Origin of the sequence: Macrococcoides goetzii (genome assembly GCF_002742385.2) — a bacterium.
GTDB lineage: Bacteria > Bacillota > Bacilli > Staphylococcales > Staphylococcaceae > Macrococcoides > Macrococcoides goetzii.
In genome coordinates, this window is the sequence record NZ_MJBI02000001.1 from 741,536 (window position 1) to 767,481 (window position 25,946).

A 25,946-nucleotide genomic window follows, 5' to 3' on the forward strand; every position below is an offset into this window, starting at 1 on the left:
AAAAGAGTACCAAAAATGGCACTCTTAATCAATTTCTACAAACACTTTCTTACTTGACTCGTTATTAGACCCTGAAACGACCGTTCGAATCGCTTTCGCAATACGTCCATGTTTACCTATTACTTTTCCAACATCATCTGAATGTAGTATTAAATGATAGGTAATACTCGTTGCATGTTCTTCTTTTTCAATCTTAATATCTTGCGGATGATCGACGAGTGGTTCAATAATCGTTTGTAATAATTTTTCCATCGGAATTACTTCGCGATTTTTTGGTTATGGAATTTTTCCATGATACCTTGTCCAGACAAGATATTACGTACTGTATCAGTAGGTTTAGCACCTTCAGCTAACCATTTTAAAGCTAACTCTTCATTAACTTTAATTTCAGCTTCTGGTTTAGCAACTGGATTATAAGTTCCGATTGCTTCGATGATACGTCCGTCACGAGGTGCACGAGCGTCTGCTACTACGATACGATAGAATGGGTTTCTTTTTGATCCCATACGAGTTAAACGAATTTTTACTGCCATAATTAAATCTCTCCATTTCATAACTTTCTACAAGAATTAATAATAACAGACTCTCTTCATCCTGTAAAGTATTTTTTCTTTACAGATTAATTATTTATTTTCAAAATGCCCATCAACAATCGGCTTAACCTTCTCTCCATAAAGTTTTATCGCATGCATCACCTGCTCATGAGGCATTGAACCCATGGGGAGATGAATCATAAACCTTGTTAAACCGAGCGTTTCCATCGTATTAATAATCTTTTGTGCAACGCGCTCTGGGCCACCTACATACAACGATCCGTGTTCAATTTCAGTCATATAATTTTCCATTGTATACGCACCCCAGCCACGTTCTTTTGCAATAACTGCATGACTCGCGGCCATTGAAGGATAATATGCTTTAAAGGCTTGTTCATCCGTATCTGCAATGTATCCCCATGAATGGTTGGCAATCACCAACTTAGATAAATCATGGCCATGTTCTCTTGCCGCAGCTTTATATATTTCAACATTATAACGAAATCTCGCTGGATTACCACCAATAATTGCATATGTAATTGGCAACCCTAAAATACCAGCTCTAGCCGATGATTCAGGTGTACCACCAGTGGCTAAATGAATCGGTATCTCTTTTTGAACCGCTCGTGGATATACACCTAAATTATTTATAGGAGCTCTTGTCTGACCTGACCAGTTCACGATTTCATTTTTGTTAATATTCATCAGTAGATCCAATTTCTCTTCATATAATGAATCATAATCATCTAAATCGTAACCGAATAATGGGAATGATTCAATAAATGAACCACGACCTGCCATTATTTCTGCACGGCCATGAGATAATGCATCTAATGTTGCAAATCTCTGATATACTCTGACGGGATCATCAGAAGAAAGGACTGTAACCGCTGATGAAAGTTTAATATGCTTAGTCTGTGTTGCTGCTGCAGCAAGAACCGTAACAGGATCCGATACTGCGAAATCTTTACGATGGTGTTCACCTAAACCATAAATATCTAAACCTACTTCTTCAGCGAGTTTAATTTCTTCTACAATATTTCTTATTCTTTCATCGGCAGGTATTTTCGGTAAAATGCCGTCCGGCGTATGAATATCACTATTATCTCCAAATGATGTTAAACCTAATTCAACTTTCATCTCAAACCTTCTCTCTCAAGATATAATTAATATACTAAGTATAATATTTATATGCTCATATGTCAATCATCGTGTATTTCACTAAAAAAACTGTAGACATCAACTTCTATTTGAAGTGGTTGCCTACAGTGATAAACTATGAAATATAATAATTTTTATGAAAATGGTAAATTCATACCTGCAAATGGATTTTTGCCTTTTTTACCTTTTTTCATTCCGCTAAACTGCTTCATCATTTTCTTCATCTCATCAAACTGTTTAATCAGTTTGTTAACTTCCGATAAACTACGTCCTGAGCCTTTAGCGATACGTTTTTTACGGCTCACATTGATAATTGCCGGATTTTCACGTTCTTCTTTTGTCATACTTCGAATAATCGCCTGTATATGATCAATTTGTTTTGGATTCATATTCAGTTGATTAACCTGTTTCATCTTGTTTGCACCAGGTATCATTTTAAGCAAATCATCTAAAGGTCCAAGTGCTTTCACTTGCTCCAGCTGATCGAGAAAATCATCAAAAGTAAATGATGACGTACGCATCTTTTGTTCTAATTCTTTTGCTTTCGATTCATCAACCTGAGATTGAGCCTTTTCGATTAAGCTTAATACATCACCCATACCTAAAATACGTGATGCCATACGTTCAGGATGGAAAGGTTCTAAGCCGTCCATCTTCTCACTCATACCAACAAACTTAATAGGTTTTTGCGTTACGCTACGAATAGATAGCGCCGCACCCCCACGTGTATCTCCATCAAGTTTAGTTAAAGTAACACCCGTAACATCTAACTGTCCATCAAAGCTTTCAGCAACGTTTACTGCATCCTGACCGGTCATTGAATCAACAACGAGCATTATTTCATCAGGTTTCGCTACTTCTTTGACATCTACAAGTTCCTGCATCAACTTTTCATCAATATGCAGTCGACCTGCAGTATCAATAATCACAAAATCAAGATGTTCCTCTTTTGCATGTTGCAATGCGCGTTCTGTAATTTCAGCAGGTGATACTTGATCTCCTAAAGTAAATACTGGTATATCGATTTGTTTACCAACTGTTTGTAATTGCTGGATTGCTGCTGGTCTATAAATATCACAGGCAACAAGTAAAGGTTTTTTATTATATTTCTTTCTCATTAATAGTGCAAGTTTCCCTGCAGTTGTTGTTTTACCTGCCCCTTGCAAACCGACCATCATAACTACTGTCGGTGGTTTTTTACTCATATTAATTTGAGTGTTTTCTCCGCCCATCAGCGTTGTTAACTCATCTTGTACAATCTTAATGACTTGTTGTCCAGGTGTTAAAGAACTCATAACATCTGAACCCAGCGCGCGTTCAGAAACAGTTGCAACGAACTGCTTTACAACTTTAAAGTTAACGTCTGCCTCAAGCAATGCTAAACGTACTTCACGCATCATTACTTTTATATCCGCTTCAGTAACTTTACCTTTTCCTTTAATTTTCTGCATTGTAGCCTGGAGTCGATCTGATAATCCTTCAAAAGCCATACAATGACCCCCTTATTCTATTTTCTGTAGTGCTTCAATATATTGATTAATCTTTTCTTTATTAATTGTTTCCTTTGCTAACTCTGATTGAATACTACTGATTAATTGTTGTCTTTCTTCAAACTTTCCATATAAGCCTAGACGCGTCTCATATTCTTCTAATAATTCGTCAGTACGTCTAATATTATCATAAACAGCCTGACGTGACACATTAAAAGTTTCTGCAATTTCAGAAAGTGATTCATCCAGTAAGTAATAACGCTCCAAATAATTGCGCTGTTTATCAGTTAATAATGACTGATAAAAATCAAACAAATAATTCATACGCATCGTTTTAACTAAATCACTACTCATCTCGAGCATCCTTTAATACTTCTGCTGCTTTATTTTCTTCTTCTGTAGATTGTTCAATCATATCAGCAAATAATCCGTATACATAACTTTCTGCATCGAACGGTTGCAAATCATCCAGCTTTTCTCCTAGTCCGACAAACTTAACAGGAATGTGTAATTCATTACGGATAGCAAGTACGATACCACCTTTTGCGGTACCATCTAATTTAGTTAACACGATACCTGACACATCTGTTACTTCTTTAAAAGCTTTCGCTTGAACTAAAGCATTTTGTCCGGTCGTTGCATCAAGTGCTAATAATACTTCATGGGGTGCACCTGGTACTGCTTTTGATAATACTTTCTTCACTTTTTCAAGCTCTGTCATTAAGTTCGCTTTATTTTGCAAACGACCTGCCGTATCACAAATTAAAATGTCTGCGCCACGGTTCTTCGCAGCATTTACTGCATCATACATAACAGCCGCTGGATCTGATCCTTCTTTCTGTTTAATGACTTCGACACCAACACGGTCTCCCCATACTTGTAATTGTTCAATGGCTCCGGCACGGAAAGTGTCTCCTGCTGCAAGCATTACTTGTTTACCTTGCGCTTTATAGCGGTGTGCGAGCTTACCGATTGTTGTCGTTTTACCAACACCGTTTACCCCAACCATTAAAATAACCGTTAACTCGCCTTCCTGAATATTCATCTTTTGAAGTTCATCGTCTTCCTGCTCGTAAATTTCTACAATTTTTTCAACGATAACTTCACGTAAATCTGCAGTTTCAGTGATATTCTGGCGTTTCGCTTCCATACGTAATGATTCTACAAGTTCCATCACTGTATTAAATCCAACGTCGGCTTGAATTAACATTTCTTCTAATGCCTCGAAGAAATCTTCATCTACTGTACGATACATCGCTAACAGATCATTTAATTTATTCTGGAAGTTTTCACGAGATTTCTCTAAACCTTCACGGAATTTCGCACCTAGTTGTTGTGATTCCCATTCTTCGAACTCTTCTATAGAAATTAAATCATCATCTTCAAAGTCAAATTCCCATCCGTTGGATTGCTTTTTTGGCTGTGACTTCGTTTGTTGCTTGGGTTGCTCAAATACATCAACAGGTTTATGGTCGAACGTCTTCGTTTGACTCTCACTTTGAGGATCGATATCCTGCGTGCCGATATCATCTAAAGGCTGCAAGTCATCTTGCATATCTTTCGGTTCCTCTTTTGCGACGAATCTATCTTTAAGTTTCTTAAAAAAACTCATTATTTAGTCAGCTCCTTTAGTTTTTTATCATCTAAATCTTTTAAATTTACGCTCACAAGCTGTGTAATACCAGAATTTTGCATTGTTACACCGTAAAGACGATCACTTTTTTCCATTGTTCCTTTTCGATGCGTAATAACGATAAACTGCGTTTCATGTGTTAAAGTATTCAGGAAATCAGCAAAACGATTAACGTTTGCTTCATCAAGTGCCGCTTCTACTTCATCTAGTATAACAAATGGCGCGCTTCTTGCCTGTAAAATTGAGAATAATAATACAATCGCAGTCAGCGCCCGTTCCCCACCTGACAAAAGACTTAAATTTTGACGTCGTTTCCCTGGTGGTTCAACAAATATATCGATACCCGCAGTCAGTACATCTTCACTTGTAAGTTGTAATAATCCAGTACCACCACCAAATAACTGTTTAAATATACGTTCGAATGCATGAGATACAGTTTCAAACGTTTCCATAAAACGAACAGAAACTGTATCATCCATTTCATGAATAATCGATTCTAAATTTGCTTTCGCTTCTAATAAGTCAGCTTCCTGATTTATTAAAAATTCATAACGTTCACCGACTGCCTTATATTGCTCAATCGCATTTAAATTAACATTACCGAGTTCTTCGATAGAAATCTTCGTTAAACGAACTCGCTTGCGTAGATGTTCTAAATCGGTCTGGAAGACATCGTCAACACCGAGCGTTTCCCAAACATAATCTTTTGCTGCTTCAAATGTCATTTGATATTGCTCAAGTAAATGATTAATTAGGTTGTCCAGCAGAACATTTAATCTGGAATGCTTCCCTTTTAATTCACCTACTCCATTCTCAATACCACTAATCTGACGCAATAATTCATTATATTCTTTATCCATATTATCAATGGATGATGCAAGTTCAGATAAATTTTCATCTTCAGTCTGCATACGCGACTCAATTGCTAATTTTTCTTCAGATAATGTTCTTAATGTTTCTTCTTTAGCAATAATCTCCTGCTCAACAGCTGCTACATTTATTTGATTTGCATCCAGATGAAGGGCATCTATTTCTGCTTGTATATCTTTGATTTGAGCTATACGTTCATTTAATATATCAGTCTGATGCGTAATATTTGTTGTTAATACTGCAAGTTCATTTTTCGAATCATTAATATTATCATTTAATTTTTTTTCAATTGACTTCTTGTCGGTCGCATTATTATTAAAATTTTGAATACGTGTATTTAAATTAACCAGTTCTAATTCGATTGCCTTTATCGTTTCGCGATGCACTTTAATAAGCTGTTGTCTAGAAGCAATGTATTCAGACTCTTTCATTAATGATTCCACTTCTTCATGCATCAATTTTAGTCGGCGTTCTTTTGCAGTTGCTTCTTCTAATGACAATTTCAGTTGATGCACATCATCACGCAATGTTTCGCCATCAATACGCAACTGGTTCACTTTCATTTCTTCAGTTGTTATCATTTCTGATAAAGTATCAACCTGTTTTTTTAGTTGCTCTGTAGATGCTCTAAATTCTGCAAGTTGATTTGTTATCACTTGTAAATCATTTCGTGCTGTTAAAGCTTGCGTCGGTTTATTTTTACTTCCTCCAGACATTGATCCGCCTGGATTAACAATATCCCCATCTAATGTTACGATACGATATTTATATCCAATTGCTTTCGCAATATCATTAGCATGCTTCAAAGTATCACAAACAAGTACATTTCCTGATACATTATCAATAATTGATTGATACGTTTGCTCTGTTTGAATCAGTTCATTCAGAGTATTAATAAAACCTGGCATATTGTTTACCATTTGACGGACTTCATGTGTGATTAATCTCGGTTTAATCACTGAGAGCGGTAAAAATGTTGCTCTGCCATACTTTTTATCGCGTAAAAATTGAATTGCTGCACGTCCCGCCTGTTCATCATCTACGATAATATGTTGTAAGCTAGCACTAAGTGCACTATCTAACGCATCATTATATTGTGCATCTATTTCAATGACATCTAATACAGTAGTGTGGATGCCATTTAATTGATCTTTATGCTTTAACAACATACGGACACCTTGATAATACCCTTGATACTCTTCCTGCATTAATGTTAAGCGTTCTCTTTTACGCTCTAAATCTTCAATATAACGGCGTGCTTGTGAATATTTTTCCCGCGCGGTATTATATTCTGCTTTTCTGGTTTCTATATGAGAAAGTGCCCGTTTATAATCTTCTCGCAATTTATCAAGGTCATTTGTCTTGGATATAATTGTATTGTTCAAATGTCCTATTGTATGCTGAATCGCTTCAAAGTCTTGTTCTACATTATTATTGACAGTTTGTTGTTTCGATTGTTTCTGATTAAATTGCTCGACTTCTTTTTCAATAAGTTTTATTTCATTCGACAGTGCAGTTTGCTCGCTTAACTTTTCATAATAGCTATCACGTGTTTCTTCAATCAACGTTTCAATATCTGAATCCAGTTCTGCTAATTCCTTTTGTTGCGTTTTTAATTGACGGTCTAACGCTTTCTTACTCACCGATAAAGTTTGAATCTTCGCTTCAATTTCTTCTTTTCTTGCTAATTCATTTGTTAACTGTTCATTATATTTTTTTAAACGTTCGTTTCGTTTCGCTGAAGATTCATTCTGGTTGCTTAAACGTTCTTTTAGAACGTTTACCTGACCGATATATCGTTCAATTTGTTCAGTCGTTGAGAGAAGCGATTGGTTCAAAGTATGAATGCTTTCCTGAAGTGTTTTTCTTTCTGATTTATGATGTGATAACCTTTCATTAATACGCTCACTTTTTTCTTTTTTAAACTGAATCAAACCATTAAATTCATTGATTTCATTTTCATATTTCGTAAAGTCTTGTCGCGTCGTTTCAATATCAGCAATTGTCACTTGTATATCAGCATCTTTCATTTCTTCAGAAAGTGCTAAATATTCTTCAGCGATACTGGCTTCAATCTTTAATGGTTCCACTCTATCTTTTAGGTCGTAAATGATATCATGAACACGCAGCAAATTATTATTCGTATCTTCGAGTTTGGATTCTGTTTCTTTTTTGCGTTTTTTATACTTTAATACACCAGCCGCTTCTTCAATTAATTGTCTGCGTTCTTCTGGTTTTGCGTTTAATACTTGATCGACTTTACCTTGTGAAATCATGCTGAATGCATCTCGTCCTAGTCCACTATCCAAAAATAATTCCGTTACATCTTTAAGACGACTTTTTTGTTTATTTAATAAATATTCACTATCACCATTACGATATAATTTACGTGTTACTTCTACAATATCAGCATCTATGTTTAACATGCGTTTGTGATTATCCATCGTAAGTGTAACTTCAGCATAATTTTGTGGCTTTCTATCCTGTGCACCGGAGAATATTACATCTTCCATCTTCGCGCCACGTAAACTCTTTGCTGATTGTTCACCTAACACCCATTTAATTGCATCCGTAATGTTACTTTTTCCTGAACCGTTTGGTCCAACTATTGCTGTTACACCCGAATCGAAATTAACAGTTGTCTTATCTGCAAATGATTTAAAGCCATATGCAGAGACTTGTTTCAAATAAACCATATTACGCTCCTGCCATCAGAATTGCTAACGCATCCTGCGCCGCTTTCTGTTCTGATTCTTTCTTCGTTCTTCCGCTTCCGATACCTAAACGCTCACCTTCGATACAGACAACCGAAGTAAACGTTTTAAAGTGTGCTGGACCTTCTTCACTAATCAATTGATATGTCACCTGAACATTTTTCGTCTTATGAATATATTCCTGTAAAAATGTCTTATGATCTAATATGCCTTCAATTAAGTCTTCAGTAATATTCGGAAAAATAAACTGATTGAAAAACTTTAACGTTGCATCATATCCTAAATCTAAATATAATGCACCAACGAAAGCCTCAAATACGTCAGCAATTAATGACGGACGGGTTCTGCCACCAGTTTTTTCTTCTCCTTTACCAAGAAGGATCAATTGATCAAATCCTAATTGTTTCGCAAATGTCACAAGTGAAGGTTCACATACGATTGCTGCACGTAACTTCGTTAATTTACCCTCTGGTAAATGACTGTGCTCTTTGTATAAATATTGTGAGACCATCAATTCTAACACCGCATCACCTAAAAATTCTAAACGTTCGTTATCATTCACTTTATCTAGTTTAAAATCATTGATGAAACTAGAATGTGAAAACGCCTGCGTATAAATCGTGATGTCTTGAGGTACAATATCCAGCATTTCAAACGTTATGTTAATTTTTTTCTTAAACTTCTCAATAATTGCTAGTCTTTTGTTCATTTTTTTCCTCCTTTTCAGGTTACACTCTTTATATTTTACGTTAAAACGATTTATAAAAAAAGCAATATATGAGATTTCTAAAAAAAAGGATAGACATAAGCTTATCCCTCTTCTGTTTAACAGATTAAACGGCGAAACAAAAGTTGCCCCTACGACAAAAACCGAACTAAGACTATAAATCAAAGAGTGATTTATTAGTTTTGTCCGGTTTTTGCTTGTGGCAGAACACTTCTGTCCCAGCCTCTTCCTACGATTAAGCTTCTAAAGATTCAATGTATTTAACTGCATCACCAACTGTGTTGATTTTTTCAGCTTCTTCATCCGGAATTTCCATTCCAAATTGATCTTCTAATTCCATTACTAATTCAGCGATATCTAAAGAATCAGCACCTAAATCATCTTTAAATGAAGCATTTTCAGTAACTTTATCCGCATCAACGCCTAAGCGATCAACGATGATTTCTTTTACTTTGTCGAAGTTTTCCATGTGTTTCACCTCCTTAAAATATCCTATATTATTTTACCCCTTAGTTCATAAACATGCCACCATTTACATGTAATGTCTGACCCGTGATATATTTTGCTTTATTACTTGCAAGAAAGCTCACTGCCTCAGCAATATCATTCACTTCACCAAGTGTACCAAGTGGAATTTGCTGTTTCATACCTTCTACTAAATCTGCACCTAATTTATCTGTCATATCACTTACAATAAAGCCAGGAGCTACAGCATTTACTCGCACGCCACGACTAGCAAACTCACGAGCAAATGTTTTCGTTAAACCTTCAACACCTGCTTTACTTGCAACATAGTTCGCTTGTCCGGCATTACCCAAAGCACCAACAACACTACTCATATTAATAATGACGCCTGATCGTTGCTTAAGCATTTGTCGTGTTACCGATTGCACAACGTTAAATACACCTTTTAAATTTGTCGCAATAACATCATCAAAATCTTCACTTTTCATACGCATTGTTAAATTGTCACGTGTTATCCCTGCATTATTGACAACGACATCAATTGAACCAAAAGTTTCAATTGCAATACGTACCATTTCTTTAACTTCTTCAGCATCACTGACATTCGCTTTAACAGCAATCGCTTTTTGTCCTAATGCTTCAATCTTTGCAACAACCGCTTCTGCACGTTCCTGATTACCTGAATAGTTCACGAGAACATCGAATCCATCTTCAGCAAGTTTAATTGCAGTTGCTTCACCTATTCCTCTTGAACTTCCTGTTACAATTGCTAATGCCATGACTTCACCTCATTGATTTGTTCAAGTGTATCCACTTGTAACGTATTTGTATTTCTATATATCTTTCGCACTAATCCAGATAATACTTTTCCTGGACCTACCTCTATAAATGTATCTGCATTTTGTGCTAGCAAATATTCTATAGAAGCGGTAAACTCAACTGGAGAATACAATTGTTTCACTAAATTTGCTTTGATTTCGTCTTTATCTGTTACAGGTAATGCTGTCACATTCTGGATAACTGGAATTGATGCATCACTAAAATCAATTGTATCTAAAAATGCACTAAACTCACTTTCAATAACTTTCATTAAGCTTGAATGAAACGGACCCGTAACATTTAAAGGAATAATCTTCTTTATTTGATGCTCTGCTTTCGCTTCAACTAATTTATCGATCAATGTCTTATGACCTGCAACGACGATTTGGCCAGGACAATTTAAATTTGCAATATCTATCTTTTCATTGTCATTTGATAAACTTTGACATACTTTTTCGATAATGTCTCGGTCTGTCCCCATTATCGCTGCCATTGAACCAACGCCCGGAGGAAATGCAGACTGCATCAATTGACCACGTTTGCGTACGATTCGCACAGCATCTATCGGTGAAATGACTTCTGCTGCAACAAGTGCTGCATATTCACCTAAACTATGGCCAATTACATAATCAGCGTTTAACTGCGCAAGTTTCAGTGCAGCTATACTATGCATGACGATTGCAGGTTGTGTATTTTCTGTCTCAGCTAATTTTTCTCCACTCTCCATGATTGCAATAATATCTTCATCAAGAACTGCATTTAAGTCATTTAATAATGACTTACCTGTTGGATCATTATAGATATCATTTGCCATTCCAGTGTACTGCGAGCCTTGTCCAGGAAACATCAATACTTTACTCATCTGTTCCTACCTCTTTCGTCAATGTTGATACGACATCTTCTTCAACGGCAATTCGAGCCTGACGCAGTGCATTATAAATCGCAACTTTATCGCTAGATCCGTGTGCCTTTATTACAAGACCATTCACACCAAACAATACAGCTCCACCATACTCAGAATAATCCATCTTACCTTTTAGTTTTGCCAAATCGTTCTTTATAATTGCTGTTGCGAGTTTATTTTTAGTACTGCTTGTTAACGTTTGTTTTAACATTTTAAAAATATTGTTAGCCGTACCTTCTAGTGTTTTTAATATGATATTTCCGGTAAAACCATCTGTTACGACGATATCTGCCGTGCTATTCAATAGCGTTTTAGGCTCTACATTACCAATAAAATTTATTGTATTTTCAGCTTTTAGTAATGCAAATGTTTCTTTCGTCAATGTATTTCCTTTTTTATCTTCAGTGCCAATATTGGCTAATCCAATGGTCGGATTAGCGATTTTACGATTTGCTTTCGCATAGATATTTGCCATCTTTGCATATTGTACTAGATGTTCAGGTTTTGCATCAGCATTTGCTCCCATATCAAGTAACATAAAGCCTTTATTATCAATCGTCGGCATCGTCATGGCTAAGGCTGGACGCTCTATGCCTTTAATACGGCCAACAATAAATAAACCTGCTGACATTAATGCACCAGTATTACCTGCAGAAACACATGCATCAGCTGTTTTTAACTTAACGGCTTCTGCAGCACGTACCATCGATGCATCTTTCTTCCTGCGTACTGAACGTACCGGTTCATCATCCATCGTAATTTGTTCTGAACAAGCAATAAATTTAAAATTATCATGTTTAATCGTGTTATATTCTGGTAAGCCATATCCCTGAATCTCAACATCATTAAACGCTTTTAAGAAAAGTTCAATACCATCCAATACAGCTTGAGGGGCATCGTCTCCACCCATCAAATCAACTGCTATTTTAATCATTTATCTCATCCTCACCTGTATAATACATTTCAAATTGTCCGGTAAATACCGTCGTCTGTTTAACTGTACTTACAACTTCGATTTTAGCACGTTTATTTCCTTTCGAGATAACGGTAGCTTTCGTAATGACACGATCTCCTAGCTTTACAGGTTTCTTAAAATTAATTTCACTCTTAGCTGTAAGTGCTAATTCGTCGTTAATCACAGCTACACATAATGAATTAGCTTGTGCAAATAAGTAATGTCCACGTGCAATCTTATTTCTATAAAATACGTGTTCGTCTTTTATATCAAGTATAGAGATAGCAGATTTATCAAGTTCCAGATCTATGACTTCACCAATAATTTCATCTAATGGTAATGCACGTACCTCGTCTCGCTGTTTTACTGCTACATCTTTAATACGTTCGCGTAGTTCCGGAATATTTTGTTCTAATCGATCTAATCTAATTGTCTGGATACTCACATTGAGATCACGACTCAAGTCTTCATCGGTTAAAAATGGGTCTTCATTAAGTCTTTTCGTGAGTTCTGACTGACGTTCTTTTTTATTTAATTTTTTCATATATACAAATCCTTTTAGTAGTTGGTCTTAGTACTAGTAAATATAACATAACTGTTATTTTAACTGCAACTTTTTATACGAAAAAAGACCAGACTTAAATGTCTGATCTTTATTATGCAGCTTTTTTAGTATTTGATTTTTGTGGTGCTTTTACTTTTTCACCATTCTCTTCATATAACTTTGCTTTAAAAATCATGCGTTCACTAAAAAGCATACGCTGTGGATCATAATTATCACACGTGATTAATGTAAGTTCCTGTAGTGCGTTTTTCTTTTCATCTAGCACACCAACTTGTGTTGGTTTTACGTTAAAGATTTTATAGATGCGATACTTTTTAATTCCATCACGTGACTGCAGAATGACAGTATCTCCAACTTTGGCACGATCTAAATAATTGAATCGTATGCCTGCACCTTCCACTCTATGTCCAGCGATTGCTACATTTTGTTCAGATAGCTTTTCTCCTTCTTCCACAAGAGACACACCATTCTTCAAATTCTTTTGTGTTGCTGGTCCTTTAAGTAGCGGTTCATTAATTTTAGCTGCCGGTACCTTTAAGTACCCTAACATATTTGCCTTTAATTTTAATTTATCAGGTTCAGTCTTCGTAATCCATTTTTCCAATTCATTTACTTTAGGTTTATCTTCATTTTTTTCATATGCAGTAATAATCTTTTCGTTTACAATTTCAGTGTAATACTCACGGATATTCTGCCAGAAAAACATAACCAATGCTGCTACAATACAAAGTACGCCAATAATTCTCAGTAATATTCTTCCCATCATGTGCTCCTTAATCAATTTCTTGTGAATGTATCTCGTCGGTTAATCGTTGTTTTAAAAACGATAATTCAGGTGAATCAATCATTCCGCTTAAAATAATTTCACTTGCTTCATCTCTTGCTACTTCTAACATTCTATAGTCTTCTACAATATTTGCAACTTTAAAATCTGGCAAACCACTTTGTTTCACCCCAAAGAAGTCACCTGGGCCACGCATTTCCAGATCTTTTTCACTTAGAATAAAGCCATCTGTCGTCTGAGTCATTATTTGAAGACGTTCGATACCCGTTTCAGTTTCTGGATTACCTACTAGTATACAATAACTTTGATGACTACTTCTACCTACACGGCCTCTTAATTGATGTAATGTTGATAATCCAAATCGCTCTGCATCATAGATAATCATCATTGTAGCGTTCGGAACATTTACACCTACTTCAACAACAGTAGTTGATACGAGAACATCAATTTCATGAGTGGCAAATTGCTGCATAATGCTATCTTTCTCTTCAGCTTTCATCTTACCATGCATGAGACCTACACGGTCTTTTCCAAAAATAGCTTGATAAGCCATATATATTTCAGTAGCATTCTTGACATCCAGATGCTCAGAAGCTTCAATGAGTGGGCATATAACATATACTTGATGCCCAATCTCTATCTGCCTTTTTGTTTTCTCATAGACAGTGTCTATTGCTTCATGTTTTGCCCATTCAGTAATAATCGGTTTTCTACCTTTAGGCATTTGTTTGATTGTAGATACATCAAGTTGACCGAAAACAGAAATTGCTAAAGTTCGTGGAATAGGTGTCGCTGTCATGAATAGTACGTTAGCATTTTCACCTTTTTCGCGTAATAACTTCCTTTGATTCACGCCGAAACGATGCTGTTCATCTGTAATAACGAGGCCAAGATGATGAAAATTTACCGGATCACTAATGAGTGCATGTGTACCAACTAAAACATCTATCTCACCTAAAGCTAATTGTTCAAGAATAATATTTCGACGTTTCCCTTTTATGGATGATGTTAATAGCGCAACATTAACCGTCTCACCGTATAATTCACTTAAACTTTCAGCATGTTGCTCTGCTAAAATTTCAGTTGGAACCATCAATGCACTTTGTAAACCGCTTGTTTTAAGTGCATACATTGCTATTGCTGCAACAACCGTCTTTCCTGAACCAACATCTCCCTGCAATAACCGATTCATTCGCATCGGTGATTTTAAATCACGGAATATTTCATTGACAACTTGTTTTTGAGCGTCAGTCAGTTCAAATGGCAACGTTTGAATAAATGTTTTGACGTCATCTATATTATAATGAATATCACTATTGCTTGATTGATGTTCCTTAAGATGCAGCATTCGCATCTTTAACTGAAACAATAATAATTCACAGAAAGCAAATGTTCGCTTAGCCTGTATAAGACGCTCATGTGATCCTGGGAAATGAAGTTCAGCGACTGCTTCTTTAAAATCCCAAAGTTTATATTTTTGTTTTAAATAATCCGGTAAAAATGGCGGCAAATCAGTTGTTAATAATGCATTATGCAATATTTTCTGAAAAGTAGCGCGTTTAATCAGCCCTTTAAGACTATATTGTGGGACAAGATCATCATTTTGGTTGGCCTCTGATATTTTCTTAAAACCAGTACCTTGTATAATTTGTTTACCTCTCATCCACTTACCGGTTATTTTTACTTGTTCACCGACGACAACCTGCGGCTTAATATATAGCTGATTAAAATATTCTACACGCACTGCAACATTATCAACCATGATATGAAAAGATACTTTAGATTTTTTTCTGCCGAAATGTGCAACAGTTGCCTGAGAATAAATTTCTCCGGCAACTGTTATCTTCTCACCATCCATAGCGTCATGAATATTAATAATTGTTTCATCATTGTAACGATATGGTAAATATAATAATAAACTTTCCATATCATATATATTTAATGTATTTAAATGTTCAAGTGTTTTTGGTCCAACACCTTTTAATGTAGCAATCGACTGTTCTTTAATGAGTTGTTGTTTTGCTTCCAAAAATTCTTTCCTTCATTTCCTGGCCAGTCTTAGTGCCTGCAAGACCACCTCTACCAGTCTCACGTAATGCACTCGGCATTGTTTGTCCAATTTTGTACATCGCTTCAATTACTTCGTCTGTAGGAATTCTACTCTCTACACCTGCTAAAGCCATATCTGCTGAAACGATAGCATTTGATGCACCCGCTGCATTACGTTTGACACAAGGCACTTCTACAAGACCTGCAACTGGATCGCAAACAAGTCCTAACATATTTTTTAGACAGATACTAAATGCATGCGCACTCATTTCAGGTGTTCCACCAGCCATTTCAACAATCGCAGCAGCTGCCATTGCAGCAGCACTACCTACTTCAGCTTGACAACCGCCTGCAGCTCCAGAAATCGATGCGTTATTAGCCACAATAAATCCAAATGCACCAGTAGTAAATAAAAACTCAATCATCTGTTCACGCGTCGGATTCAGTCTCGTCTTCATAGCAAACAATGTACCCGGAACAACACCGGCACTACCAGCAGTTGGTGTGGCACAGATTAAACCCATAGCAGCATTGACTTCATTAGTTGCGACAGCTTTACTTACAGCATCCAGTAATGTTTCACCGCTTAATGTATTGCCACGCGCTATATATTCACGTAATTTTACAGCATCCATTCCTGTAAGACCTGTCGGACTTTTTACACCATTTAAACCTCTTTCAACAGCTTGCTCCATTACCACGAGATTACGTTCCATCTTTGCAAATACTTCTTCACGTGACGCACGAGATACTTCCATTTCTTGACGTATCATCGCTTCTGATATAGCAATATTTTCAGTTTTACATAGTTCTATTAATGCTTCTACACTATTAAACATATTATCCCCCTTAAGCTTCAGACATTAAAGTAACAGTAGATATGCCATTACATTGTCTAATTTCTTCTATAATTCTTTCGTCAATTAAATCATCAAGTTCACAAGTCATTAAAGCAATTTCACCTTTGTTTTTACGTGATACCTGCATTTGACCAACATTTATCCTGTTTGCCCCAAGTATTTGTGTCACATTTGCAATTGTACCAAATGAATCCTGATGGAAAACAAGTAATGCCGGATAATTACCTGAAATCGTAATCGGGAAGCCGTTTAATGCAACAATTTCAATTTTACCACCACCGATAGAAATACCTTCTATCGTTAATTCTTTATCTCCATCTTTCATATGGATGACTGCAGTATTCGGATGGCTTTTCTCTTCATCCTGCTCAATAAATGTTACGTTTAAACCAGATTGTTTAGCAAGTTCAAGACTTTCAGGAATACGACTGTCATCTGTATCAAAGCCAAGTAATCCTGCAACTAATGCAACATCCGTTCCATGTCCTTTATATGTTTCCATAAACGAACCATATAAATAGATGTCAGCTTGAGCAGGTGTTCCACCAAATAAATCTCTTGCAACCAGACCGATTCTAACAGCCCCCGCAGTATGTGATGAAGATGGTCCAACCATTATCGGACCAATAATATCAAAAACACTTCTATATTTCATTTCCATTTCCCCTTTAAATTATATTCATGAATATTTAATACTTCATTATTGTGAAAAATCCGAACAAACTAATCATCCGCATGGATAAATAAGCTGCTCGGATTTTATTTTACAATATGATTTATTCTACAGCGAACATAAAGCTGTAAATCGGTTGTTTACCATCCTGAACTTCAACTTCAACATCATCATAATGTTCTTCTAAGAACGACTCAATCGCCTGAACATCTGCGTCAGAAGCATCTGCTCCTTTTATAACAGTAACAATTTCTGAGTCTTCATCTAGCATAGATTTTAATAATTCAATACACACTTTTTGTTGATCTTTATCAGATACCGTAATTTTACTTTCATTGATACCCATGAAAGCATCTTTTTCTATGTTCACACCATCTATTGAAGTATCTCTTACCGCATAAGTTACTGAACCAGATTTAACATTAGACAGTGCATCTGTCATATTTTGTGCATTTTCTTCAATTGAAGCATCAGAATTATATGATAACATTGCTGTTAAACCTTGTGGTATCGTTTTTGAGGGTACAACTTTTACAGGAATATCTGTAACTTGAGCTGCTTGTTCAGCGGCCATGATGATATTCTTATTATTCGGTAAAACGATTGCTTCTTTACATCCGCTTTTCTCAATAATCTTAACGATATCCTCAGTCGATGGATTCATTGTTTGTCCACCACTGATCACATGTGTTGCACCGATTGATTTAAACAGTTCAGTAATACCGTCACCCATAGAAATAGTAATAATTGCTTTTTCTACTTTAGCTGTTTCTTCCTGACGTATACCACGTTTACGCAACACTTCTCTATGTTGTTCTCGCATATTTTCAATCTTGATCTTAATAATTTCACCATACTGACTACCATATGTTAACGCTTCACCAGGTGTTTCTGAATGGACATGCGTTTTTACGATTTCTTCATCAGAGATTACCAGTAATGAATCGCCGAATTCTGCCATATCGTTTCTGAAATCATCTTCATTAAATGGTTTCATTCCTGGTTTGAAGCGTACCATAAATTCTGTACAGAAGCCAGGAACGATGTCTTCTGTCTTTACAACATCACCAAAGTCATGATCATCATTAATAAAGTCATCATCCACTTTACGGGCAACAGGTGCCGCAATCGCTTCACCTTTCATCACACTTAAAAATCCTTCATAAACATACATTAATCCCTGACCACCACTATCTACAACGCCAACTTCTTTAAGGACTGGTAATAAATCAGGTGTACGTTGCAATGATGCATTACCTGCACGAACTACTTCTTCCATAACAGCGATGCAATCGTCCGTTTCTTCAGCAACTTTCATTGCACCTTCACTTGCTTCACGCGCAACTGTTAAGATTGTACCTTCAACAGGTTTCATTACTGCTTTATAAGCAGTTTTCACACCCGCTTTAAATGCTTTAGCAAATTTCTTCGCATCGATTTCTTCATCTTGTTCGATATATTTTGAGAAGCCACGGAATAACTGAGAAAGAATTACACCTGAGTTTCCACGTGCTCCCATAAGTAAACCTTTAGAAAATGCGATCCCAACATTACCAATATGTGATTCAATATGTGCTTCAGTTTCTTGAGCACCTGATGTAATTGATAAATTCATATTTGTTCCTGTGTCACCATCTGGTACCGGGAAGACATTTAATGAATCTACATAATCTGCATTTTGAGATAAGTTATTTGCTCCTGTGATAATCATTTCAGCAAATAGCTTGCCGTCAATCGTTTTCATTATATTATCCTCCCTATTCTTCATCGTCCAGTTTAATAACACGTACACCTTGTATATAGATGTTTACTGAATTTACTTTTAAGTTTAATGTTTTTTCTAATGTATATTTAACAGATGATTGAACGTTATTTGCAATTTCAGAAATCTTTGTACCGTATGCAACGATGATATACATATCAACATCTAACACACCATCATTATTCGTTACAATGACACCTTTTGAATAATTATCTCTTCCAACGATATCAGCAATACCGTCTCTTACCTGATGTTTACTCGCCATTCCAATAATGCCATAGCATTCTACTGCAGTCCCACCTGCAATTGTAGCAATGACATCACTTGAAATATCAATAGAGCCTAATTCATTTGTTATCTCTAACGTCATAATCCATCCTCCTTATCGTTTTACATTCGTCACATTATTATAATCAATAATTTATGATAATTACAAGAATTCTATTGTATTCTGTGTAATTTATTATAAACGAATAGTAAATCACACACAAAATGACAAAATTATACTCAGAAATATAACTTTTTGCTATAATTAATTTACTAAATATTCAAAAAATGAGGGAGATAAGATGAACACTATAATACAGGAATGGAAAAAGGGATTTATCGGTCATACCAAAAGTTTAAAAATCATCTACTGCGCAATGCTCAGTAAGGGCCATATTTTACTGGAAGGTCCACCAGGTGTCGGAAAAACACAACTCGCACATACAATTGCACAATCTTTAGGTCTACAATTTAATCGTATTCAGTTTACGCCTGATGTGTTACCGAGCGATGTTACAGGAATAAAGTTTTTTCATCCTGGATCGAAGCAGTTTGAAATTAAATATGGACCTGTATTTACTAATATATTACTTGCCGATGAAATTAACCGTGCGACACCGAAAACACAAAGTAGTTTGCTCGAAGCAATGCAGGAACATACTGTAACGATTGATGACACAACACACGAGTTATCTGAACCTTTTTTTGTCATCGGTACTCAAAACAATATTGAGACAAATCAAGGTACATACCCTTTACCGGAAGCACAATTGGATAGATTTATCGTCAAGATTAACGTAACTTATCCAGATGTTGATGCAGAAAAAAATATATTGTTAAAACAATTTGCCAATATACAAAATGTTATGGATAAAGAAACATTATTAGCGTATCAAAAAGAAATTGAAAAGATACATGTCGATGAAGATTTAACAACTTATATCGTTCAAATATTGAATGAAACAAGAAATCATCATAATATCACTACAGGATTAAGCACCCGTGCAGGCATTCAAATAAGACAGATGGCACAAAGCTATGCATATATAAACGATAGAAATTATGTCATACCTGACGATATACAGGCAGTCCTACCTTATGTAGCACTTCATAAAATTCAGTTTAACAGTCAGATTAGACATCATAACGAAAAGATTGATTGTCTAAATGAATGTTTAGGAAATATTCATGTTCCATTATAAAAATGATATCAACTTAAAGCCTGTATATAACCTTGCACCAGTCAATGCATTACTAATGCTTGTATTAATTTCTAGTTTATTTTTAAGGTTTTTCATCTTTTCTTATTTTATCGTATTAATCTATATATTGTTTTTTTTAGATAGACGTTTCGCTTTAAAACACGCCATTTTAATTGAAGATGATCAGCAACACACTTATCCATTCGTTGATTCAATCTTCAATTATAAAGTGTTCATAACATCGAAATCTCAACAAAAGCTAAAAATTCGCTTTGGGCTGGAACAAAATTATTTCGCAAATCAAAATCGTTCTCAAATAATTGAAACTGAAATTTCACCTCACGAAATGACAGTTATTTCTCTACCGATAACAGTCAATAAGCGCGGTAGATTCAAAGTATATATATATGAAGTTGAAGTAGAAGGATTCTTTAAGTTATTGCGTTATAAAGTAGATCAACCATTTTCTTTATCAACATTATATGCAAGTTACGGCACCTATAATCAAAAAAATATTGAGCACGAGCTGTCACTGGATGAAACAGGTCATAAAGTCATAGGTCCTTCTAACGATAAATATAGTAATTTGCCTTATCAATATGACTTGCCTTTCCATCTTATTGACTTTAATGCATCATTAAAAGCTAATGAGCTGCTCGTTAAACAAACAGAAGTCTATGAAGCAAATCAAATCATGCTTAGCGCAAATGTATTAAGTAATCAGCACATCCATCATAAAATCGAAGAAATTCTAAAGTCACTTTCAGATTATGCCTATACTTATTTCGAACAGCACATGTCTTTTTTCATTGCGATTAATATAAAAACGAGCCTCATTTCAGATGAACCAGTTGTCATTACTATAAAAAACACAGGTGATATGCATGCGATGCATCGGGCAATTGCTGAATTCAATCAGGATAGTTACACTTTTCAATTCAGTAACCTCGTTGACGAAGTGCTTCATACTCATAAAGTAAACCGATGGATTCATTTCGGGGAAATAAAAGATAGTGATGTTATGAAAATAAAGCACCATATGATTTATTTTGAGCGAGGTGAAATCGATGCAATATAAAAATATTTTTAATTATTTTATTTTCTTTATTGCTTTATCACCTTTAACGTTTATTCATTCTTCATTTTTTATCGTTCATGTTTTTTTGTTATTGATGCTATATCATACGAAAGATAATGTTTTATTAAGTTTGGGTATATCATTAATCATCGGTATCATTGCAAGTATTTATCTTGATGTATCACATTTTTATTTAATGTTATTATACGGTTTAGTTGCATTATATCAGGTAACAAACGACATGCATCTAGCATATTACGTTCAATCATTCTTTGTCGTGCATCTATTGTTATTTCTAAGTTATTATCAACATTTTTTTGTGCTCGCTGCAATCTATGCGGTATGTATGATTTTCATTTTATTCTTCCCGATATTTAACGATTATAAAAAGATTATTGCTTTATTAAGTATTATGGGCGCAACGTTTATCATCGGAACAGGTTTATTAATAACATATCAAACGGTTGTTATGCATATCCCTTCTAATATTTTGAAAAATATTGACTATGAGCCGATGAAAATCAATCCTAGGCAGATTGAAGATATAAAGCAGGAAGAATCACCTTCAATAGAAACAAAACCGATGAGAAAAATAAAAAAAGAACCTGACAACTTCTTGTGGGTTTATGCATTGGCAACGATAATACTTTCGATTATCGCGTTAATACTCTACAAAAGACGAGATGTATTTCAGATACCACAAATCCAACAAGAAAGTAGAAAGATTCAATATGTTCATCAATTTAAAACAGTAAATTCAGATTACAAACATTTACCTCCTTTTTATATGAAACATCTTAAAAAACTGGAATCACTTTATATTAAAAAGGGCTATCCGATTCAACCGAATAAAACGTTTGCTCAAAACTTCAGTCAGATCAATACTGCAAATCCATTAATCGATTTTATCTATGAAATGCGCTACTATCACCTGCAAGATACAAAAGAGAATAGAAAGCAATTTATCAGTCATATAGAAGCAGTAAAAAATGGATTAATGGATAAATAAATCTTGCAATCAAAAGTCGATTGTGATAAATTGTTATAGTATGTAAAAGATAAGTGTATCTCTATATTCTATTAAAGGAGGCAAAACAATGGCTAAAGTATGTCATGTTACAGGTCGTAAAGCAGTTTCAGGTAACAACCGTTCTCACGCAATGAACTACAGCAAACGTCGCTTTGGTGCTAACTTACAAAAAGTTAGAATCTTAGTTGATGGTAAGCCTAAACGTGTATGGGTTTCAGCTCGTGCATTAAAATCAGGTAAAGTGACTCGCGTTTAATTGAATATATAGATACAAAAAAGACCTTTGTGTGAAAGGTCTTTTTTTATTTGTCTTATTTAGCTTCACTACTTTGAATCATATAGACCATACCTTGTTCGACTGTTATTTCTGCTCGGTCCGTTATAAATTCATTGCTTACTGTGCGGGTAAACCCCATTTTTACTTCTAAACGGTCGGTCTCATATTTTAATCCTTCAATTGTCAGTACTACACCATCATTGACTGGGATAAACGATATATATTTTTTATCTTCGCTTCTTTCAATAATATGTGTACCGGTAGATAACACCTGTATTTCATTATATGCATCTACAATAATAAATTCTGTTTCAGATAATAACAAATCCGGATGGACAAGAGTCTGTAAATTACCTAAAAAGTGATCCAACCTTCCACCTGTTGCCCCATGAATATAAACTTTGTCATATCCTAATCCGTTGGCATATTGTACACCAACTTCAAGATCTGTTTCGTTTTTCTCAGATGGCAGATATTCAATATCAATTACTTCTTCAATCCTTAAACGTTCGTCCTCAGACACAGAATCAAAATCACCAAATGCTGCTATAGGTCGAATACCTGCATCAACAAGCATTATTGTTCCGTAATCAATACCAATCCAATCTTCATCATGATATTTTTCTAAAAGGGAATTTGATACCCCTAAATGTGTACAAAGTATATGTAAGTCCATATTACTCACCTCTCAATACACTTGTTGGTGTTGATAAATCTTTATGCTTAAAGAAGTATGATCCTGCTACTAATACATCAGCACCCGCTTCAATACAAGCTTTAGCAGTATCTTCGTTTACCCCACCATCAACTTCGATCTCATAATTAAGATGATGTTTTTCTTTATAGTCTTTTAAAAATTTAATTTTCTCAATACCATTTTCGATAAATTGCTGACCACCAAAGCCAGGATTGACTGTCATGACAAGCACAAGGTCAACATCCTTAAGCACAGGTACAACGGATTCAATAGGTGTACCTGGATTTAGTGTAACACCTGCTTTCTTCCCTGTATCATGAATCATTTGAATTGCCCTATGAATATGATTTGTTGCTTCAACATGTACGGTAATAATATCGCTACCAGCTTCAGCAAAGGTTTGAATGTATCGCTCAGGATCCTGAACCATTAAATGTGTATCAATCGTTAAATCAGTAACTTGTCTAATTTGATTTAAGACTGGAAAAGCAAAAGAAATATTTGGAACGAAATTGCCATCCATCACATCAAAATGTATATAGTCTACTCCTGCTTCTTCCAGACGCTTAATTTCCTGCTGTATGTTTAAAAAATTACAAGATAGTAAACTTGGTGCTACTTTCATCAGTATCTCACCTTTCTCGTGTCTATTTCATTTAGCATTTGCTGATAATGTAAATATCTTGTTTCCAGAATTTCTCCATTTTCAACACCAGCCTTAATTGCACAACCTGGTTCATTGATATGCATACATTCTCTGAATTTACATTCATTGGCACGGTCAGCAAATTCAATAAAACAATATTTTAAGGTATTTCTATCAAGATTATCTAAATCTAGTGAACTAAAACCCGGTGTATCTGCGATATAGCCATGATCTAATGGAATCAATTCAACATGTCTTGTCGTATGTTTCCCACGATTAAGCGCATTACTAATAACACCAGTATTCAAATTCGCATCTGGTATTAAAGCATTGATAAACGATGATTTACCTACACCTGATTGTCCAGCAAGCACAGTGATGCCTTTTATTAAATCATTAAAGTTTTGTTGTTCTAGATTTGAAACGAACATTACTTCATATCCAATTCGTTCATAATAGTCTAAATGTGTCGTAATAAAACTAATTTCCTGTTCATTTAATAAATCTTTTTTTGTCACAAGAAGTACGGGTTCTACATCATAAGATTCAATAATCGTAATAAATTTATCTACTAAATTTAAACTGAATTCAGGTTCTTTTGCACTCATGACGATTATTACACGATCTACATTTGCAACTGGCGGTCGTACCAGTGCATTTTTTCTTTCATGAATCTCAAGAATGTAACCATCGTTTTCGTTCTCTATTTGAAATGTCACGAAATCACCGACATATGGTGTTATACCTTTTTTTCTGAAATTTCCTCGTGCACGACATTGATAAATTGCGCTATCATCTTCACTTTTCACATAATAAAAACCGCTTAATGCTTTAATAATTTGACCTTTAATAATATTCACCTCTTATATTAATGTCTTTTCGGAGCATTTAAATATGCATAGAATAAACCGATAAATAGTCCCCCACCAACATAATTACCCAGACCACTAAATAATAAATTTCTTAGCATAGGTAAAATGTTCTCCGGGTTAAATTGATAAAATAGAGAACAGATAAACATAACGCCATTAGCGATAACGTGTTCATATCCCATATATGCAAATATCGTCACACCGATAATCATCGCGACCATCTTTGGTAAAGCTTCTTTAAAATGCATCGTTACGATGATAGAAATATTGATAAAAAAGTTGGCTAATATTCCGCGAATAAAAATATCATCATTTGATAAATGAAGCTTCTTATCAACGATTGTATGCATTAATCCAAGCATATCATTTGATACTACTGTACTAAATTTTAACAGACTAAACAACAATATACCACCTATCATATTGCCAAGAAAACACAGTGTAAAAACAAGGAATGCACGACGAACTGTCACTGATTTATAGAAAATACCAACTGTAAAATACATAAAATTACTCGTTAGCAGCTCCGAATAGGTAAATATAATAAAAATGAGTGCAAAACTGAAAGTTATTCCACCGACAAGGCTAGCCAGATCTGCACCAATGTATGGCGTAAAATCAATGCGCGTTTTCCAGGTGAATACTATCATTAATCCGATAATAAAACCTGCCATCATCGCTCTAAATATATATCTGATAAAAAAATCTTTTACGAGACTTTCTTTCGTTAAAACTGTGTCCTGTATCCCATCCATTAACTTTCTTCCGTAAAAAAATTTTTCGGTTTCCGGAAAGTTAAAGTTGTCTAGTTCAGATGACTGGTTATTATTCTTCATATCTTTTCTCCTTATGTGATATTTTTCACAAGATAATTTTAATGCATTATCACTTAATATACAACAACTTTTTTTCT

27 protein-coding genes are annotated in these 25,946 nt (G+C 35.1%); 4 read left to right on the top strand and 23 right to left on the bottom strand.

All coding sequences use genetic code 11. The annotated features are described in order from the left end of the window. Positions 1-24: 24 nt before the first annotated feature. The 19 genes from BFS35_RS03870 to BFS35_RS03960 form a co-directional block, all read right to left on the bottom strand. Complete coding sequence (locus BFS35_RS03870) at positions 25-252, bottom strand: KH domain-containing protein (protein ID WP_096076735.1); 228 nt, start codon at positions 250-252, stop codon at positions 25-27. 5 nt (positions 253-257) lie between these two features. After that, a complete protein-coding gene (gene rpsP, locus BFS35_RS03875) occupies positions 258-533 on the bottom strand; it encodes a 30S ribosomal protein S16 (protein ID WP_099577672.1) in 276 nt (91 codons plus the stop codon). A 90-nt stretch (positions 534-623) separates the two neighbouring features. Next, positions 624-1,673, bottom strand: coding sequence for an LLM class flavin-dependent oxidoreductase (locus tag BFS35_RS03880; RefSeq protein ID WP_099577670.1), 1,050 nt, complete (start codon positions 1,671-1,673; stop codon positions 624-626). Positions 1,674-1,828: 155 nt separating this feature from the next. Continuing rightward, positions 1,829-3,184 carry a signal recognition particle protein gene (gene ffh / locus BFS35_RS03885; RefSeq protein WP_099577669.1) on the bottom strand — a complete coding sequence of 452 codons (1,356 nt, stop codon included), beginning with the start codon at positions 3,182-3,184 and terminating at the stop codon, positions 1,829-1,831. 12 nt (positions 3,185-3,196) lie between these two features. Further along, on the bottom strand, positions 3,197-3,538 hold the full coding sequence (locus BFS35_RS03890; RefSeq protein ID WP_099577667.1) for a putative DNA-binding protein: 342 nt from the start codon (positions 3,536-3,538) through the stop codon (positions 3,197-3,199). Next, the gene (gene ftsY, locus BFS35_RS03895; protein WP_099577665.1) at positions 3,531-4,796 is read right to left on the bottom strand and encodes a signal recognition particle-docking protein FtsY; all 1,266 of its coding nucleotides are present in this window, start codon (positions 4,794-4,796) and stop codon (positions 3,531-3,533) included. The genes BFS35_RS03890 and ftsY overlap by 8 nt, the downstream gene beginning before the upstream one ends. Further along, positions 4,796-8,383 carry a chromosome segregation protein SMC gene (gene smc / locus BFS35_RS03900; RefSeq protein WP_099577663.1) on the bottom strand — a complete coding sequence of 1,196 codons (3,588 nt, stop codon included), beginning with the start codon at positions 8,381-8,383 and terminating at the stop codon, positions 4,796-4,798. Before smc ends, ftsY begins: the two co-directional genes overlap by 1 nt. A gap of 1 nt (position 8,384) precedes the next feature. Beyond that, complete coding sequence (gene rnc, locus BFS35_RS03905; protein ID WP_099577662.1) at positions 8,385-9,110, bottom strand: ribonuclease III; 726 nt, start codon at positions 9,108-9,110, stop codon at positions 8,385-8,387. Positions 9,111-9,363: 253 nt separating this feature from the next. Next, positions 9,364-9,597 carry an acyl carrier protein gene (locus BFS35_RS03910; protein ID WP_096076743.1) on the bottom strand — a complete coding sequence of 78 codons (234 nt, stop codon included), beginning with the start codon at positions 9,595-9,597 and terminating at the stop codon, positions 9,364-9,366. A 40-nt stretch (positions 9,598-9,637) separates the two neighbouring features. Then, on the bottom strand, positions 9,638-10,372 hold the full coding sequence (gene fabG, locus BFS35_RS03915; RefSeq protein ID WP_099577644.1) for a 3-oxoacyl-[acyl-carrier-protein] reductase: 735 nt from the start codon (positions 10,370-10,372) through the stop codon (positions 9,638-9,640). After that, positions 10,363-11,274, bottom strand: coding sequence for an ACP S-malonyltransferase (gene fabD / locus BFS35_RS03920; protein ID WP_099577642.1), 912 nt, complete (start codon positions 11,272-11,274; stop codon positions 10,363-10,365). Before fabD ends, fabG begins: the two co-directional genes overlap by 10 nt. Then, positions 11,267-12,250: a phosphate acyltransferase PlsX gene (gene plsX / locus BFS35_RS03925; protein ID WP_099577640.1), complete on the bottom strand. Its 984-nt coding sequence runs from the start codon at positions 12,248-12,250 to the stop codon at positions 11,267-11,269. The genes fabD and plsX overlap by 8 nt, the downstream gene beginning before the upstream one ends. Then, a complete protein-coding gene (fapR, locus tag BFS35_RS03930) occupies positions 12,243-12,815 on the bottom strand; it encodes a transcription factor FapR (RefSeq protein WP_099577638.1) in 573 nt (190 codons plus the stop codon). Before fapR ends, plsX begins: the two co-directional genes overlap by 8 nt. Before the next feature lie 112 nt (positions 12,816-12,927). Then, a complete protein-coding gene (locus BFS35_RS03935; protein ID WP_099577636.1) occupies positions 12,928-13,599 on the bottom strand; it encodes a class A sortase in 672 nt (223 codons plus the stop codon). Positions 13,600-13,609: 10 nt separating this feature from the next. Further along, a complete protein-coding gene (gene recG / locus BFS35_RS03940) occupies positions 13,610-15,649 on the bottom strand; it encodes an ATP-dependent DNA helicase RecG (protein WP_099577634.1) in 2,040 nt (679 codons plus the stop codon). Continuing rightward, positions 15,624-16,508: an L-serine ammonia-lyase, iron-sulfur-dependent, subunit alpha gene (gene sdaAA / locus BFS35_RS03945; protein WP_099577632.1), complete on the bottom strand. Its 885-nt coding sequence runs from the start codon at positions 16,506-16,508 to the stop codon at positions 15,624-15,626. Before sdaAA ends, recG begins: the two co-directional genes overlap by 26 nt. Positions 16,509-16,518: 10 nt before the next feature. Further along, on the bottom strand, positions 16,519-17,184 hold the full coding sequence (sdaAB, locus tag BFS35_RS03950) for an L-serine ammonia-lyase, iron-sulfur-dependent subunit beta (RefSeq protein ID WP_099577630.1): 666 nt from the start codon (positions 17,182-17,184) through the stop codon (positions 16,519-16,521). Between the two features lie 121 nt (positions 17,185-17,305). Next, the gene (locus BFS35_RS03955; protein WP_170137301.1) at positions 17,306-18,949 is read right to left on the bottom strand and encodes a DAK2 domain-containing protein; all 1,644 of its coding nucleotides are present in this window, start codon (positions 18,947-18,949) and stop codon (positions 17,306-17,308) included. Positions 18,950-18,959: 10 nt separating this feature from the next. Next, complete coding sequence (locus BFS35_RS03960) at positions 18,960-19,334, bottom strand: Asp23/Gls24 family envelope stress response protein (protein ID WP_096076753.1); 375 nt, start codon at positions 19,332-19,334, stop codon at positions 18,960-18,962. 199 nt (positions 19,335-19,533) lie between these two features. Here BFS35_RS03960 and BFS35_RS03965 point away from each other — a divergent pair, with 199 nt between their 5' ends. The 4 genes from BFS35_RS03965 (at position 19,534) to rpmB (ending at position 22,797) form a co-directional block, all read left to right on the top strand. Further along, a complete protein-coding gene (locus BFS35_RS03965) occupies positions 19,534-20,433 on the top strand; it encodes an AAA family ATPase (protein ID WP_099577626.1) in 900 nt (299 codons plus the stop codon). Continuing rightward, complete coding sequence (locus BFS35_RS03970) at positions 20,420-21,511, top strand: hypothetical protein (protein ID WP_099577624.1); 1,092 nt, start codon at positions 20,420-20,422, stop codon at positions 21,509-21,511. Before BFS35_RS03965 ends, BFS35_RS03970 begins: the two co-directional genes overlap by 14 nt. Beyond that, positions 21,501-22,520 carry a hypothetical protein gene (locus tag BFS35_RS03975; protein ID WP_099577622.1) on the top strand — a complete coding sequence of 340 codons (1,020 nt, stop codon included), beginning with the start codon at positions 21,501-21,503 and terminating at the stop codon, positions 22,518-22,520. The genes BFS35_RS03970 and BFS35_RS03975 overlap by 11 nt, the downstream gene beginning before the upstream one ends. A gap of 88 nt (positions 22,521-22,608) precedes the next feature. After that, positions 22,609-22,797, top strand: a complete 189-nt coding sequence (gene rpmB, locus BFS35_RS03980; protein WP_096076757.1) for a 50S ribosomal protein L28 — start codon at positions 22,609-22,611, stop codon at positions 22,795-22,797. Positions 22,798-22,852: 55 nt separating this feature from the next. On the opposite strand, the gene BFS35_RS03985 is transcribed toward rpmB, so the two are convergent. The 4 genes from BFS35_RS03985 to BFS35_RS04000 are packed head-to-tail and all read right to left on the bottom strand — an operon-like array spanning position 22,853 to position 25,869. Further along, on the bottom strand, positions 22,853-23,494 hold the full coding sequence (locus BFS35_RS03985) for a thiamine diphosphokinase (RefSeq protein ID WP_099577620.1): 642 nt from the start codon (positions 23,492-23,494) through the stop codon (positions 22,853-22,855). Between the two features lies 1 nt (position 23,495). Next, entirely contained in the window at positions 23,496-24,143 is a 648-nt protein-coding gene (gene rpe, locus BFS35_RS03990) for a ribulose-phosphate 3-epimerase (protein WP_099577618.1), read from the bottom strand. Next, entirely contained in the window at positions 24,140-25,015 is an 876-nt protein-coding gene (rsgA, locus tag BFS35_RS03995) for a ribosome small subunit-dependent GTPase A (protein WP_099578582.1), read from the bottom strand. The genes rpe and rsgA overlap by 4 nt, the downstream gene beginning before the upstream one ends. 14 nt (positions 25,016-25,029) lie before the next feature. Continuing rightward, on the bottom strand, positions 25,030-25,869 hold the full coding sequence (locus tag BFS35_RS04000) for a formate/nitrite transporter family protein (RefSeq protein WP_099577616.1): 840 nt from the start codon (positions 25,867-25,869) through the stop codon (positions 25,030-25,032). Positions 25,870-25,946 lie beyond the last annotated feature (77 nt).